Here is a 15661-nt window from a genome sequence, read left to right as displayed (position 1 = left end):
CAACTAATTTTTTTTCATCTGTATAGTTTTAAAGATTGCCTCTTTACCGCAATAGTTTAATATTGAGTTGCTTAATTGCTAGCCTCTGTCAGTAATGCTATTGCTTCGGTATCAAGCTTTAAATTTGTAGCCTTAACTAAATCGGCCAGTTGCTCAATGCTGGTGGCACTGGCAATTGGTGCGGTAACAGCGGGTTGCGCCAGTAACCAGGCTATTGATACCTGTGCAGGGTTGGCACGGTATTGCGCCGCAACCTGGTCGATGGCGTTTAATATTTTAAGGCCTCTATTGTTGAGGTATTTTTTGTTGCTTGCACGTTTAGTGGTAGCTAAATCTGCTTCGGTGCGATATTTCCCGGTTAAAAAACCGCTTGCCAGGGCGTAAAAGTTAATTACAGCAATATCGTTTTCTAAGCACACGTCTTTAAATTCGGCTTCAAAATCTGCACGGTCATATAAATTATATAGCGGTTGCAGGGTTTGGTAGGTAGCCAGATTATGCTCTTTACTAACATGCAAAGCCTCTGTTAAACGTGTGGCACTGTAGTTTGATGCACCAATGGCGCGCACCTTGCCCTGTTTAATTAAATCGGTGTAAACTTCAAGAGTTTCGCGTAGTGGTGTATGGGTATCATCATCGTGAGATTGGTATAGATCAATATAATCCGTTTGCAAGCGTTTTAATGAGTCTTCAACTGCCTGGGTAATATATGCTCTGGAAAGGCCCTTTTTATCCGGCCCCATCTCCTTACCAACTTTGGTGGCAATAATAACATTATCGCGTTTGCCGCTTTGTTTTAGCCATTTGCCAATTATCGTTTCCGATTGACCGCCTTCGCCGCCATGCGCCCATGTCGAATATACGTCGGCAGTATCTATGAAATTAATACCGGCGTTGGTTGCGGCATCCAGTATTTTAAATGATGTCGCTTCGTCTATCGTCCAACCAAAAACATTTCCGCCAAAACATAGCGGGCTCACATCAATACCGGTTGTGCCTAATTTTACTTTGTCCATTTCTATTTTACTTTTAATTCTGCAATATGTTCTGCCAGTTCAGCAACCCAACCCGAAAAGTAAGGCTCCGATCCGGCAACGCGAATCCATTTGCCGGTATAATCCCTGGCGATAGTCAAATGTAACGAATCGTCCAGTGAGGTAAACTTATATATTTCGTTAAATGACGCATGACTGACCGGCGTAACTATGCCATCAACCAATCCGTCGCTTCCTGTTAATGTTGTTTCAAACGTTTCCATAATGTGTTATTTAGTATGCTTACTTAACGCATCGGCGGCATTTGTGTTTTAAATAGAATTGTCCATAAAAGCATCCTTTTATTGCTTAATAATTAAAATATATTAAGTAATTGTAAAACACTCAACTACTAATGCTGTTAAACCATATAGAACTACTATACTAATTATGATGTTAAACAACAAAGTGAATTATTACCAGGTTACGCAGGGAGTTTGGGGAATGAAAACCCTTTTTGTAAACATATACATGGTGGCTAACCGCAAAGGTATTGCCGATGGATGGGTTTTGATAGATGCTGGTTTGCCTGGTTATTCGTCAAAAATAATCCGCATGGCCGAAGCTTTGTTTGGCGAGGGTGCCAAACCGGAGGCCATTATTTTAACTCACGGCCATTTTGACCATACCGGGTCACTATCCGAGTTATTGAAGCATTGGGATGTACCCGTTTACGCCCACCCTTTGGAACTGCCTTATTTAACCGGGCGATCATCATACCCACCCGCTGATCCAACCGTTGGCGGCGGTTTAATGAGTTGGCTCTCATGGTCGTACCCAACAAAGCCAATTGATTTGGGTGATAAGATACAGGCTTTAGATACCAGCGGCGATATTACTGAACTGCCCGAATGGAAAACTATTCATACACCGGGCCACTCGCCGGGGCACGTATCTTTGTTTTTTAAATTGAATGCCACGCTAATTGCCGGTGATGCATTTGTTACTACCAAAACCGAATCGGCATTTTACGCCCTAATATTTGCGCAAAAACTATCGGGACCACCCAAATACCTTACTACCGATTGGGCCGCGGCAGCACAATCCGTAAGGAAGCTTTACCAGTTAGAACCCCGTACAGTGGCCACGGGGCATGGCTATACCATGCGAGGCAAAGAGCTGCAAACCGAATTAAAAAACCTGGCCGACAACTTTGAGGATATAGCCATACCCGCCAACGGGCGATATGTGCAGGTACCCGCTATGGCTGATGCTGATGGGGTAGAATACGTGCCGCCGTTAATGGTATCAACCAAATTTAATTTAGCGGCTATTGCCCTGGTATCGGTTACTATAGGTTATTTTGCCGTTAGAGAGGTGCAAAAAAGATTTTTGTAAACCCGGTTAGTGCTATATTTGCTGTAAGCAAGCAACATTAATTTGGACCCGGATATTCTTAAAAAAATAATAGTTACGCCTATGCCTTATGGCAAGTACAAAGGCACCATGATATGCAATTTGCCTGTGCATTACCTGGAATGGATGTACGCACAGGGTTTTCCGCAGGGCAGCCTGGGTATGATGTTGCATACCATTCACGAGATAAAAATAAACGGACTAGAGTATCTGCTTGCGCCGTTAAAACGGAAGTAATAGGGAGTATGAAGTAATACCAAATGAGGGCGTGCGATTCCCTCCCCACGGGAGGGTGTAGGGAGGGGGGTTATTCGAGAGCAAAGCAAATAAACCCCTCCCTGCCACTTCACCGCCTAACACACCCCTCCCCAAGGAGGGAACGGAAGCTATCCATTATATTTGTGTTGTTACTTTAAAGCAATTTAAAAAGATTGTAGGTGTTTCCGTCAATCGCTAATCTTACATTGCGCTTACAACCACTATAATGCTAAGTTCGTATATTGAGGTATAAAATTAAAAACGAATGAAAAAGTTAAGTTTGTATTTGTTAAGTGTGGTTTTGTTGTGGGGATGTGCTAACGGCCAGCCCGAAGACCATTCATTTGCCAAATTACCCGAGCCAAAGGCTGGCGAAAAAGTAGCCACTTTTGCAGGAGGCTGCTTTTGGGCCATGAGCGAGGCCATGTCCGAATTAAAGGGTGTTAACAAGGTAGTTGCAGGTTATGCCGGCGGAACGGTTAAAAACCCTACCTACGAGCAGGTTTGCCAAAAAAATACCGGTCATGCCGAATCTGTTCAAATTTATTATAACCCTGCTGTTATTACCTATGCCCAGTTAGTTGAAGCATTTTTTTATGCGCACGACCCTACCGAACTTAATTACCAGGGGCCGGATGATGGCGAAGATTACCGTTCGGCAATTTTTTACCGCACGCCCGAAGAAAAAGCAACCGTAGAGCAACTAATTAAAAAAGTAAACGCTACACACCATTATAAAAACCAAATAGTAACCGAAGTGGTACCCTACAAAGCTTTATACCCCGCCGAAGTTTACCACCAGGGCTATTACAAGTTACATCCCGAAAGCGGATATATACAAAGTGTATCGGTGCCTAAAGTAATGAAAATGCGCCGTGCCGTGCCTCAATTGCTTAAACCCGAGTTTACAAAATAACCTACAGGTAATTTAAAGCCTGAGGGCCGTGGTTAAACAATAGATCAACAATGCTCAGGTTTTTTAAAAAGCCCTGCTTCTCTTCAAAAAGCTGAAAGTAAGGCTTCTGGATAAATTGCGATTCTTTTCTCGGGTCAATATTTGTCCGGAAGTCTTCCATTTCCAAATACTCGGGCATATACTCCTCGGTATAGTTTAGCTCAACTTTAAGTTTTAACAACTTAATAAGCAGCCTCAATAGCTGGTCGTTATAATCAAACAGGTACTCAAAGTGGTTATGATAAAACGGAGCTAGCTCATCCTCATAAAATTCAAAATAAGAGCTGCGCCTGTAGCAATTTTGTAACGATAGCCAATGCAATCGCTGCCATTTAAAATCGTAACTTATTTTAACGTCCTTAATTTTGGTGTGTACTTTGGCACCTTTAGCAACTGGTACTGTTATAGCCAACACACCATCGGGCGAATAAATATTGGCGCGGTTGCGGTACGTTTGCTTAATTAAATGCTCTTCGCCCTCAATTAAAAAATTGGTTTTATGCTTATTTAGTTGTGCAAAGTATTCAACAGGAGGCAAATAGAACATTGGCAAAATAGCGCCTTTTCCGGTCATATATATTTTTTATGTTTGTGGTTGGGATTTTAGCAAAAATAATGATAAAAGCAGTGCTTTCAAGAATAGTGTTTTTCTTTTTATTTCTTATTTCATTGCTGCCTTTTTGGTTTTTGTACCTCGCGTCGGATGTATCTTACATCGTCCTCTTTTATATTGTTGGCTATCGCCGTGAGGTAGTACAGCAAAATTTACGCAATTCATTTCCAAACAAAAGCCCGCAGGACCTTAAAGTAATTGAAAAACAATTTTTCCGTTACCTGTGCGATTTGATATTCGAAACCATTAAAATGATAACGATATCTAAAAAGCAGGTTTTGCGCCGCATACGCCTAACCAATCCCGAATTAATTGAAGACTATTACCAGCAGGGCCGTAGCCTGATTGCCGCCGTTGGCCATTATTGCAATTGGGAACTTTGCATACTACGTTTTAGCCTTTTGCCCCAGTATCAAAAAGTAATGGTTTATAAACCCTTGCAGGATGCCGCATCCGACAAGTATTATTTAAAAGTGCGTGGGCGTTTTGGCGTAACGCTGGTGCAAATGAAGGCAACCTTGCGTAAATTAACCGAATTAAGAAAAAGTTTAACCTTTACCGTTTTAGCTGCCGACCAAACCCCCGTACAGCACGAAACGCAATATTTTACGCTTTTTTTAAACCAGCAAACCGCTGTATTTCAGGGTATTGAAAAAATAGCCATCATGTTTAACTCCGCCATTGTTTTTGGCGAAATAAAACGCATTAAACGTGGGTTTTACCAATATAAATTTGTGCCTTTGGTTAACGAACCCAAGCAAACACAACCATTTGAAATAACAAATCTGTATCTTCGGCATCTCGAACAAATGATAAATAATGAACCACAATATTGGCTATGGTCTCACAGAAGGTGGAAGTTTAAGCCGGAGGATGTAAATAAATGATTTTTCCAAAAGTAGCCGTTGTTATATTAAACTGGAACGGCAAACATTACCTTCGCGATTTTTTGCCATCGGTTTTGGCGAGTACTTATCCTAACCTGGAAATTATTGTCGGCGATAATGCCTCGTCCGACGGCTCGGTTGAATTCTTAAAAGAAGAATATCCAACTGTAACCATTTTAACAAACGACCAAAATTACGGTTTTACGGGCGGCTATAACCGCATACTAAGCAGGATACAGGCCGATTATTACATATTGCTCAACTCGGACATAGAAGTTACCTCTGGGTGGATAGAACCCGTAATCAGGATGATGGAGCAGGACGCGCTTATTGCCGCTGCTGCTCCCAAAATAAAATCGTTTAGTAATAAAGCCCTTTTTGAACACGCCGGTGCAGCCGGTGGCTTTATAGATAAATTTGGGTACCCATTTTGCGAGGGACGTATATTTTTTGAGATAGAGGCCGATAGGGGGCAATACCAAACATCGAAAGAGATTTTTTGGGCATCGGGCGCGGCGCTGTTTATCAAAAAGAAGTATTGGGACGAGTGCCTGGGTTTTGACGAACGCTTTTTTGCCCACATGGAAGAGATTGACCTGTGCTGGCGCCTAAAAAATATGGGCTTAAAGGTAATGTACTGCGCCCAATCTGAAGTTTACCATGTTGGCGGAGGTACACTCAATACCGAATCGCCATTTAAAACTTATCTCAATTTTAGAAATAACATGGTGCTGCTCAAAAAAAACCTCCCTTTTTCAAGGGCCATTATTATTATTCCCATCCGGTTTTTATTCGATTTAATGGCTCTTTTCCGTTTTATTACCGAAGGCAAGTATAAAAACGCCTGGGCAGTTAGCCGCGCGCATCAAAACTTTTTGCGCAGGTTGTTCACCAAAAACATTACCACGGTAAAATCGCGAAACCGCAATTATAACCTAACAGGCATGTACACGCGCAGCCTGGTGCTCGATTTTTTTGTAAGAAAGAAAAAACACTTTAGTGACCTTGATCCGGCGGACTTTCTTTAGTTATCTCGGCGTTTTTTACCAGTGCTTTAGTATCTGTTCCTTCCGGGAAAAACACCTGTATATCGCGTTTAGGGTGCGGTATCTCAATACCTTCTTCGGCAAACTTGATATATATTTCGCTCATAATCTGGCTCTTTAACGATGTCCAATTGCTAATCTCGGCAGCCCAAAACAATACCTTAAAATCAATGGAGCTTTCGCCAAAATCGTTTAAATACACCGCCGGGGCAGGTATTTGCATAATATCTTTGTGTGTGTTAACAATATTTTTCAGTATCTCCTGTATTTTACTTACATCCGAACCGTAAGCCACACCAATAATCAGCTCCACCTGCCGGTTGTTGTTTGATAAGGTCCAGTTTACCACGTGTTGCGATATCAAATCGCCGTTAGGTACAATAAGCTCCGAGCCGTTACCGATATTGATTTTACTTGAGCGGATACCTATCTCGGTAATCGTTCCGGATTTACCGCTAACTTCAATAATATCGCCAACCTGCACTGGCTTTTCAAACGCCAGTATAACGCCCGATACCAGGTTATTTACAATGTTTTGTAAACCAAAACCAATACCCACACCCAGGGCACCTATTACAAGCGTAACTTTATCCATAGGTATGCCTGCGGCATTAATGGCTACAAAAAAGCCCACAACAAATACCGTTAAACGGATGAGCAAAATGGAAGAACGTGTTTTTTTAGCCTGCGGCGTTAGCTTGGTTTGCTGGCCCGCAAAATCATAAAAATAACTAATAACCCGTGCCACTAAGCCCGATATCCAGATGATAATCAAGAAAATAAATAAGCTACCAAAAGTAAAAGCAGTACTGCTAAATTTGTACGGATGGTTTAAAAAATCGCTGGCCTGGTCGTAAAGGTAATCGTCAACCAAAAGGTTTTTGGCCAATATTACTAACCATAGTATTGCGGTTACCTTTATTAAAACATCTTTAAATTTCTTTTGCAGTAACTTAAAATCAAAAAACGAGGCTACACTCTGGTTGTCGGTTTTTTTGTTGGCTTCCAACTGTAAAAACAAGCTTTCCATTAGTATTTGTACCAATATGTACATGCCCATACCCATACAAAGGTTAAATATGGCTGTGCAGCCCACTATATTGGCAAGGCTAAACCTGCCTGCTATGTTAAGTATTATTGAAACCCCGTTTAGGGCTATAAAAATCTTCAATATGGGTAAAAGGTATGGTGGGTATTGTTCGGGTATTAATTTAACCGCCTTTATTAACCTTACGGCAGCATAAATTGCTGTTGCCGATAAAAGCAGCAACAATATGCGGGCAAGGTGGGTTATCTCAATAAACAAATTGCCTAAACTGCATATTACGGCCAGCACAAAAAGTATTTTCCAGAAGGTAAATAACGGTTTGGGCCAGTTGTTTTCAATAAGCACACCTATACAAGCCAATGTACCTATTAACATGGTTTGGATAAAAACCTGCGGCGGATGATCGTAAAAGAAGGGTGCCAATATGCAAAGCACCACTAACGACGATGCAAACGGATGTTTTATAACATAATGCGTTTGAGCAAACAGTTGTGTACAATCGGCCCCTTTAATGCGGACTATTTTTAGTTTGCTGGTTAATATCCAGGCAAAAAACAAAAGCAACAACAATACGCTCCCCAAATGGCTCCAATAGTTTGCTTTGCTGGTAAAAAAATATTTATAAAGTTTATAATTGAGCTTATAGGTTTGAAATAGGGCACTATCTACCGGGTTGCGCTGCTTGTGCATATCCCATATAAAACCGTTTTCGTTGCCAATGGCATTTAGGGTAAACTGGCTAATTTTAATATCCACTTTATCATCAAGGTCTATCATTAAAATGGATAACGATGAAATGCGGTTTTGCAGGAGCCCTATTTTTATAATTGATTTTTTTGCACAGCTATCTAATTTTTGCCACTTGGTTTCAAGGTTTTCAACCTGTAATACGTATTTATCCTGTAAAGTACTGTCTTCGGGCGCCGAGTGCAGAACGGTATCTTGCTTAAAGGCAATAATATCGGTGTGTATTTTATCCAGCTGGTTGCTGTATTCGGTTAGCTTATCTTCCCATTTATTGGTTTGATCGCTAATATGATCTATCATGGTGCGGATAGTAACCAGGTAGCCAAGCGTGCCCGAATTATCAATGGTTTTTTTCATGAGCGCCATGCGCGATTCTAGAGTAGGAAGTCGCTGGCTAATATCCAGGGTATCAAATCCTTTAGAAAGGTCGGAGTTGGTTTGAATATAGAGGCTGGTGTAATTTTCAATTTTACCCAACAAATCATCTAACGAAGCATCCCCGGTTCGCTTAAAGGATTGCATCATTGAGTCGCGCTGTAGCACTTTATGCCTAAGTGAATCGCGCAGGGAGTGCGGTGTTTTTTTCTTTTTGGCTTGCGCACTGCTGTTATTTACTGTTGCAAAAAGCAATAATACAATTAACCCCGACGATAGAAGTTTAAAAAAATTACGCATATGTTATTGTTATTCAGATATTAAATTCTCGATACCCAGCCTGTACGAATCCATCCCGAAACCGGCTATAACGCCCTTGCAGTTACAGGCCAGCATAGAGTGGTGCCTAAACTCCTCGCGTTTATAAACGTTTGATATATGTACTTCAATTACAGGTACAGTAATGGCGGCAATAGCATCGGCAATGGCTATTGATGTATGGGTGTAGGCACCAGCATTAATAACAATGCCGTGGTAGCTAAAACCAACCTCGTGCAGTTTGTTAATGATATCGCCCTCTGTATTGCTTTGGTAGTACTCAATGTTAATATTGGGGTACCTATTACGCAGTTGGGCAAGGTACGTTTCAAAATCGGCACTGCCGTAAATAGATTTTTCACGAACACCTAACAGGTTTAAATTCGGTCCGTTGATAATTTGTATCTTCATCAGTTCAAATATATACAATAAAACAAAAAACAGGTGGATTGGCAGAGGGCAAAAAAAGGTTTTAGTTCGTATTTAAAAATAGAAAAATCCTTATCGGGAAATTCGGTAGAAGCCTACCTTGGCGATTTGGAAAAGCTGATTCAATTTGCAGATAGTAAGCCGGTTAAGCTAAAGCCCGATACAGTTGAGCTAAACCACCTGCGAGAGTTTATTATGTGGATAAACGAATTGGGGATGATACCCTCGTCTCAGGCACGTATTATATCGGGCATTAAAGCCTTTTACAAATACCTGCTCATGGATAATCAATTAAACTATGATCCTTCGGAATTACTGGAAGCGCCCCGCCTTAGCCGTAAATTGCCAGATACTTTAAGTGTTGTTGATATTGACAAATTGATTGATGCCATTGACCTATCAAAGCCCGAAGGTATGCGAAATAAAACTATGATTGAGGTTTTATATGGCTGCGGGCTGCGAGTTACCGAACTGGTAAACCTGCGCATATCAAACCTATACCTCGACGTTGAATTTATAAAAGTGCTGGGGAAAGGCGATAAGGAACGATTAATACCCATTGGCTCGCAGGGCGTTAAATTTTTAAAACTTTGGTTGAATGAAGTACGCACGCACAACACCATACAAAGCGGGGAAGAAGATATTGTATTTTTAAACCGCCGGGGCAAACGCTTATCACGGGTGTATGTATTTTTGATGATAAAGGAACTGGCCGAAAAAACAGGCTTAAAAAAAAGCATTAGTCCGCACACGTTTAGGCATTCTTTTGCTACGCATTTAATAGAAGGCGGTGCCGATTTACGCGCCGTGCAAGAAATGCTTGGCCACGAAAGCATTACTACCACCGAAATATATACCCATTTGGATAAAGAATATTTAAAGGGTGTTATTATTGAGCATCACCCCAGGAGTTAACCTATCCTTATGCAATGTTAAGTTAAGAAGGCATTTATGCACCGGCAGACTATTGCGGTTAAAGTTTGAATAAGGTTTAAAAAGTATTGTTGAGTACCCGGCAATCGCCGCCTGTTATAACGGGGATTGCCAGGTACTCAATAATACCAATTCAATTAATCATGGCGGCCACGTCCATGGTCGTCTTGGCCGCGTCCGTTATCGCGGTGTTCGCCCTTGTCGTTGCGTCCGCGTCCATTATCGTGGCCTCTATCGTCACGGCGGTCGTTTCCACGCTCATTATTAAATTTTTTGGCCTGTCCCGGTGGCATTCCGTGCGGGTTTCCACCCTGGCGGTACCGCACATCGCGTGTGTTCCGTATAATTTCCTGCCGTCCGTGGTATCCTTTAAATTTTCTGTATTGAACCCTGTCCTGGCTAAAATTTAAATAGGGGCGTGGCCTGTTTACTACAACTTTATAACCTGAATACAGGTCATAATTGGCATAGCGCGTTGGCAGTGCCGACGAATATATCCATCGCCCGTTACTTAAATAAATAAACTGGTGCGATGAAACATTGTAATAACTCTCCACATCGGGCAGGTAATAATAGTCGGCCCTGTCATAGCCTGTAGGCCCCCAGGTGGGCTGTGTGCCTATGTTAATACTCAGGCTCAGTTGAGCATAGCTTGTATAATGTACCGTTGCAAGCGTAATAACGCTCAACAGCATCGTGTAAATCAATTTTTTCATGTTTTTTGTAATTTCTTATTAATTAGATAGATTTAGTATTCTTTAATTGTTTATATATGCAAACTGTAAGCATCTGTAACAAGGTTCGCTTGCCAAAATGCGTGCCGTTAATTATTTTAACATTAGGCATAAAAACTAATAAGTTTATATTTGAGGCAAGTTAGCCGTATTTGCAGGCTGATAATTTTTGATAATGACAAACACAAGCGTTGCAAACATCCACAAATATGAGTTGGTTGTTGGTTTAGAAGTACATGCACAACTATCAACAGCAAGCAAAATATTTAGTGCCGATTCATCTGCCTTTGGTGGCAAACCAAATACACATATCAGTCCGGTATCGTTAGGGCACCCGGGTACTTTGCCTAAACTTAACAGCAAGGCCATTGAATATGCAGTTAAATTAGGCTTGGCGGTTGATAGCCGTATTAACCTTAATAACCATTTTGCCCGCAAAAATTATTTTTATGCCGATTTACCCAAAGGCTATCAAATTAGCCAGGATACACAGCCTATTTGTATTGGGGGCAGCATAGAGGTGCATTTAAAAAGCGGCGAAACTAAAAACATTGCCATCCACCATATCCATATGGAAGAGGATGCCGGTAAAAGCATGCACGACCAGCACAGTACCGAATCGTTTATCGATTTGAACAGGGCAGGGGTGCCGTTGCTCGAAATTGTATCAGAACCGGATATTCGCAGTGCCGAAGAAGCGCACCAGTATTTAAACGAGATACGCAAATTAGTACGTTACCTTGATATTTGCGATGGTAATATGGAAGAAGGCAGCTTGCGATGCGATGCCAATATTTCGGTACGCTTAAAAGGTGCCGAAAAACTGGGCAACCGCTGCGAGGTTAAAAACTTAAACTCGTTCCGCAATGTGCAGCGTGCCATTGAACACGAGTTTGTGCGCCAGATAGAAGTACTGGAAGCTGGTGGAAAGATAGACCAAAATACCCTTAACTTTGATGCCGATACCGGCGAAACATCCGTTTTGCGCTCAAAGGAAATGGCAAATGATTACCGTTATTTTCCCGACCCAGACCTGCCACCTGTTATTTTAACAGAAGATTATATACAGCGCATCCGCACGGCTATGCCCGAGTTGCCCAAAGCGCTGTATCATAAATATATTACCACGTTAGAACTATCAGTTTACGATGCATCGGTTATCACCGCCGATAAAGACCTTGTACATTACTTTGAAGAACTGATTAAGCTAACTGCCAATTACAAAGCTGCCGCCAACTGGTTAATGGGCGCAGTAAAATCGTACCTTAACGATCATGGCATGAGCATTAACCAACTCACGCTTACGCCCCAACAATTGGCGGGTTTAATAGCCTTGGTTGATAGCGGTAAAGTAAGTAGTTCGGTGGCGGCGCATAAAATATTCCCGGTGCTGGTTAAAGATTCGGCGAAAGCTGCCCAACAGGTAGCCGACGAGCTTAATTTAATTATCGACGAAAGTGCATCCGATGTATCGGGCTTTATTAAACAAACCTTAGAAAAGCATCCCGATAAGGTTAACGAATACCATAACGGTAAAAAGGGCGTTGTAGGCTTGTTTATGGGCGAGATAATGAAGCTATCAAAAGGAAAGATAGACCCTAAAAAAACAAATCAATTATTGATAGACGTACTGGAATCATCAAAATGAGATCGAAAATAAATTTGCTGTTAATCGTTTTTTGTGCCGTAACCATTGCCTCGTGCAAGCACGACGACTATTTTATTTTAAGCGGCGAGGTAAAAAACCCAAGGAGCATTCAAAAAGTATACCTGCTTAAAATGGATACTCTTAATAACGCTACCAAAGAAGTGCTTATCGATTCGGCAGCTTTGAGCGACCAAAGCAAATTCTCGTTCAAACAATCAACATCGTACCCCAACATGTACAAGCTTAAGGTTGGCGGTACCATATTTGATTTGATTGCGAAAAACGGCGACGATATTGATTTTAAAACAGATGCAACCGATACCACCAATATGTATGAAATAGGTGGGTCGATGGATTCGGAGCATATTAAGGATTTTAACAAGCTGAGTAATTTTTATGGCAAAATTACCGAGCAAATTATGACGGACTATAACGCCAAGCTAAAAGCCATAGGCGCGCCTTCCGATTCGTTGTTTAAAATTTCGGAAGCCAGTTACCAAAAAAACGAAAAGGATTACGCCGCTGCCGCCATTAAATTTATGAACGATAATAAATCATCGCTCACAGGTTTTTATGCTGCATCAAGTTTAAACCCCATTGTTTACGAAACCGACCTGATTGCTTATGCCGATGCCGTGAGGGATAAATTTAGCGGTAACCCGGCGGTTGAGCAATTTGTTAAGCACATGGACGACGTTAAACCGGTATCAATTGGCCATAAAGCACCGCAGTTTACCCTGATGGATGCCAATTACAAACCTGTTAAGGTGTCCGATTTTTTAGGTAAATACCTTATTATTGATTTTTGGGCATCGTGGTGCCTGCCTTGCCGTAAAGAAAACCCCAACGTAGTTAAGCTATATAATAAATATAAAAACAAGGGCCTTAACATTTTAGGCGTATCGTTAGATAATGAACGGGCTGATTGGCAAAAAGCCATTGAAGCCGACCACCTAACATGGACCCAGGTTTCGGAGTTTCAAAAGTTTGACGGCCCGGTTGAAAAGGCTTATCGTATAGAGGCTATACCATCTAACTTTATTATCGACCCAAAAGGAAACATCGTTGCCAAAAATATAATGGGTGCCGAACTTGAAGATTTTTTAAACAAGGCATTCAGTAAATAGTAATTGAACGTTAAGCTTATGTAACTATTAACAATTTGTTAATATTACATTAACGTATTGGTATGATTAAGCTTATACATTTGACAAAAAAACAATATGAGCAATTCGAAACAAAAGATCCTGATAGTTGATGATGAACCGGATATTTTGGAGCTGATAGAGTATAACTTAAAAAAAGAAGGATACCAGGTTTATACAGCCCGCAATGGCCAGGAAGCCGTTACAGAAGCAAAACGATCATTACCGGATTTAATAATTCTGGATATTATGATGCCTAAAATGGATGGCATTGAGGCTTGCCGCATTATGCGTACCATGCCCGAGTTTAAAAATACCTTTATGGTTTTTTTAACCGCCCGCAGCGAAGAATACTCCGAAATTGCAGGTTTTAACGTTGGTGCCGATGATTATATAGCCAAGCCCATTAAACCCCGCGCTTTGGTTAGCCGTATTAACGCAATATTAAGGCGCAACTCGCCAACCGAAGAAGTATCAGACAATAAGCTTGAAATTGGCGATTTAGTTATCGACCGCGAAGCTTACCTTGTTTTTCAAGGTGGTAACAAGGTTGTATTGGCTAAAAAAGAATTTGAATTGCTGTACCTTTTGGCATCAAAACCCGGCAAGGTATACACCCGCGAAATTATCCTGAAAAACATTTGGGAAGATTCGGTAGTGGTAACTAACCGTACAATTGATGTACACATCCGTAAACTGCGCGAAAAACTGGGCGAAACTTATGTTTCAACCGTTAAAGGTGTAGGCTATAAATTTGAACTACATTAATACAGAATAACTGCTAAGGTTATTTGAGCTATTATAAAATGATAAAGCCGGGTAGCTTAAACTATCCGGCTTTACTATTGTACATTTTATTGGTTAAAAATTTCTCCAATGGCCGCGTTCCCAAACGTAACCGCCAGGAGTTTCGCGCCAGTGGCCGGGTATCCATTGCCTATTGCTGGGGCGTTCGTAATGGCCGTTAATGTAAACATAATGGTTACCGCGCCATTCCCATTCTCCCGGAATCCATATGGCACCCTGGTAGGGCGGTGCAGGCCGTTCGTACCTCGGTTCAACAGGCCTTTCACGAACTACAAACACGGCACGTGTTGTACCACAACCCGCTAACAGCATAGATGCTATGCCAACTATTGTTAAAAATTTTGATATCGTTTTCATCGGTATAATTATTTATACTGATACGACAACTATTTTTTGCAAAAGTTTAATCTGTAAACCTTATGGTTTTCTAAATTTAGCCGCTACTACCAACTCTTTAGTTCCGCTGCTATAATCGTAAAAGCCTAATCCCGTTTTTACACCCTTACTACCGGCCGTAACCATATTAACCAGTAAAGGGCAAGGCGCATATTTTTGATTCCCGAAACCATCATACAGCACCCTCAGGATGGCAAGGCAAACATCTAAACCAATAAAATCTGCTAGTTGCAACGGCCCCATCGGGTGGCCCATGCCCAGTTTCATCACGGTATCAATTTCTTCTACACCGGCTACGCCTTCGTATAAGGTATAAATAGCTTCGTTTAACATCGGCATTAAAATGCGATTGGCAACAAAGCCCGGATAATCGTTTACCTCAACAGGCTCCTTATCTAAATCCCGCGATAGTGTCATAATGGCTTCTGTAACCTTGGCATCAGTAGCGTATCCGCTTATAACTTCCACCAGTTTCATTATCGGTACGGGGTTCATAAAGTGCATACCAATCACTTTATCGGGCCGCCCGGTAACAGCCGCTATTTTGGTGATTGATATTGACGATGTATTGGTGGCTAAAATGGTTTTTGCCGGGCATATCTCATCCAGTTCCTTAAATATTTTTAGTTTAAGGTCGGTGTTTTCTGTAGCAGCTTCAATAACCAAATCGGCAGTATCTACAGCTTGTTTAATAGCTGTATAAGTATTGATGTTGGCTATGGTATTCGTTTTTAATTGTTCGTTAATAATACCCTTGGCTAATTGCCTGTCTAAATTTTTTTTAATGGTGTTTAGGCCTCTTTCTAATGCAGCACTATCCACATCAACCATATTAACAACGTAGCCGTGCTGGGCAAAAATGTGCGCTATGCCGTTACCCATCGTTCCCGAACCTATCACCGTGATGTTTTTCATTTGCTGCTTTATTAAGT

General features: G+C 41.4%; 17 protein-coding genes. 9 read left to right on the top strand and 8 right to left on the bottom strand.

Features of this window, described 5'->3' with window-relative positions:
* Window positions 1-71 precede the first annotated feature (71 nt).
* Together BDD43_RS20205 and BDD43_RS20200 are read right to left on the bottom strand one after the other, a co-directional pair.
* Entirely contained in the window at window positions 72-1016 is a 945-nt protein-coding gene (locus BDD43_RS20205; RefSeq protein ID WP_121199378.1) for an aldo/keto reductase, read from the bottom strand.
* 2 nt (window positions 1017-1018) lie between these two features.
* A complete protein-coding gene (locus tag BDD43_RS20200) occupies window positions 1019-1258 on the bottom strand; it encodes a hypothetical protein (RefSeq protein ID WP_121199377.1) in 240 nt (79 codons plus the stop codon).
* 166 nt (window positions 1259-1424) lie between these two features.
* Between BDD43_RS20200 and BDD43_RS20195 the strand changes: the two genes are divergently transcribed.
* The 3 genes from BDD43_RS20195 (at window position 1425) to msrA (ending at window position 3564) form a co-directional block, all read left to right on the top strand.
* On the top strand, window positions 1425-2372 hold the full coding sequence (locus tag BDD43_RS20195) for an MBL fold metallo-hydrolase (RefSeq protein WP_121199376.1): 948 nt from the start codon (window positions 1425-1427) through the stop codon (window positions 2370-2372).
* A 42-nt stretch (window positions 2373-2414) separates the two neighbouring features.
* Window positions 2415-2627: a DUF3820 family protein gene (locus BDD43_RS20190; protein ID WP_121199375.1), complete on the top strand. Its 213-nt coding sequence runs from the start codon at window positions 2415-2417 to the stop codon at window positions 2625-2627.
* A 286-nt stretch (window positions 2628-2913) separates the two neighbouring features.
* Window positions 2914-3564, top strand: coding sequence for a peptide-methionine (S)-S-oxide reductase MsrA (gene msrA, locus BDD43_RS20185; protein WP_121199374.1), 651 nt, complete (start codon window positions 2914-2916; stop codon window positions 3562-3564).
* Window position 3565: 1 nt separating this feature from the next.
* On the opposite strand, the gene BDD43_RS20180 is transcribed toward msrA, so the two are convergent.
* Window positions 3566-4177 carry a WbqC family protein gene (locus BDD43_RS20180; protein ID WP_121199373.1) on the bottom strand — a complete coding sequence of 204 codons (612 nt, stop codon included), beginning with the start codon at window positions 4175-4177 and terminating at the stop codon, window positions 3566-3568.
* A 41-nt stretch (window positions 4178-4218) separates the two neighbouring features.
* Between BDD43_RS20180 and BDD43_RS20175 the strand changes: the two genes are divergently transcribed.
* Together BDD43_RS20175 and BDD43_RS20170 are read left to right on the top strand one after the other, a co-directional pair.
* Window positions 4219-5103, top strand: coding sequence for a lysophospholipid acyltransferase family protein (locus BDD43_RS20175; RefSeq protein WP_121202053.1), 885 nt, complete (start codon window positions 4219-4221; stop codon window positions 5101-5103).
* On the top strand, window positions 5100-6131 hold the full coding sequence (locus tag BDD43_RS20170; RefSeq protein WP_121199372.1) for a glycosyltransferase family 2 protein: 1032 nt from the start codon (window positions 5100-5102) through the stop codon (window positions 6129-6131). The genes BDD43_RS20175 and BDD43_RS20170 overlap by 4 nt, the downstream gene beginning before the upstream one ends.
* Here the strand turns inward: BDD43_RS20170 and BDD43_RS20165 are convergent.
* Window positions 6100-8619: a mechanosensitive ion channel family protein gene (locus BDD43_RS20165; protein WP_121199371.1), complete on the bottom strand. Its 2520-nt coding sequence runs from the start codon at window positions 8617-8619 to the stop codon at window positions 6100-6102. The genes BDD43_RS20170 and BDD43_RS20165 overlap by 32 nt on opposite strands.
* Before the next feature lie 9 nt (window positions 8620-8628).
* On the bottom strand, window positions 8629-9048 hold the full coding sequence (gene aroQ, locus BDD43_RS20160; protein ID WP_121199370.1) for a type II 3-dehydroquinate dehydratase: 420 nt from the start codon (window positions 9046-9048) through the stop codon (window positions 8629-8631).
* A gap of 33 nt (window positions 9049-9081) precedes the next feature.
* Here aroQ and xerD point away from each other — a divergent pair, with 33 nt between their 5' ends.
* Window positions 9082-9981 carry a site-specific tyrosine recombinase XerD gene (gene xerD, locus BDD43_RS20155; RefSeq protein WP_121199369.1) on the top strand — a complete coding sequence of 300 codons (900 nt, stop codon included), beginning with the start codon at window positions 9082-9084 and terminating at the stop codon, window positions 9979-9981.
* A gap of 155 nt (window positions 9982-10136) precedes the next feature.
* On the opposite strand, the gene BDD43_RS20150 is transcribed toward xerD, so the two are convergent.
* Window positions 10137-10715, bottom strand: a complete 579-nt coding sequence (locus BDD43_RS20150; protein ID WP_211339704.1) for a hypothetical protein — start codon at window positions 10713-10715, stop codon at window positions 10137-10139.
* Between the two features lie 193 nt (window positions 10716-10908).
* On the opposite strand from BDD43_RS20150, the gene gatB reads away from it, so the two are divergent.
* The 3 genes from gatB (at window position 10909) to BDD43_RS20135 (ending at window position 14294) form a co-directional block, all read left to right on the top strand.
* Window positions 10909-12381, top strand: coding sequence for an Asp-tRNA(Asn)/Glu-tRNA(Gln) amidotransferase subunit GatB (gene gatB, locus BDD43_RS20145; protein WP_121199368.1), 1473 nt, complete (start codon window positions 10909-10911; stop codon window positions 12379-12381).
* On the top strand, window positions 12378-13508 hold the full coding sequence (locus tag BDD43_RS20140; RefSeq protein WP_121199367.1) for a TlpA disulfide reductase family protein: 1131 nt from the start codon (window positions 12378-12380) through the stop codon (window positions 13506-13508). Before gatB ends, BDD43_RS20140 begins: the two co-directional genes overlap by 4 nt.
* A 96-nt stretch (window positions 13509-13604) precedes the next feature.
* On the top strand, window positions 13605-14294 hold the full coding sequence (locus tag BDD43_RS20135) for a response regulator transcription factor (protein ID WP_121199366.1): 690 nt from the start codon (window positions 13605-13607) through the stop codon (window positions 14292-14294).
* Window positions 14295-14387: 93 nt separating this feature from the next.
* Here the strand turns inward: BDD43_RS20135 and BDD43_RS20130 are convergent, their stop codons facing one another.
* A complete protein-coding gene (locus BDD43_RS20130; protein WP_121199365.1) occupies window positions 14388-14690 on the bottom strand; it encodes a YXWGXW repeat-containing protein in 303 nt (100 codons plus the stop codon).
* Between the two features lie 60 nt (window positions 14691-14750).
* Window positions 14751-15644, bottom strand: coding sequence for a 3-hydroxyacyl-CoA dehydrogenase family protein (locus BDD43_RS20125; RefSeq protein ID WP_121199364.1), 894 nt, complete (start codon window positions 15642-15644; stop codon window positions 14751-14753).
* Window positions 15645-15661: the final 17 nt, after the last annotated feature.

The organism is Mucilaginibacter gracilis, from assembly GCF_003633615.1.
GTDB lineage: Bacteria > Bacteroidota > Bacteroidia > Sphingobacteriales > Sphingobacteriaceae > Mucilaginibacter > Mucilaginibacter gracilis.
The sequence above is the reverse complement of the archived record's forward strand: the minus strand, read 5'-3'. Positions and strand labels throughout refer to the sequence as shown.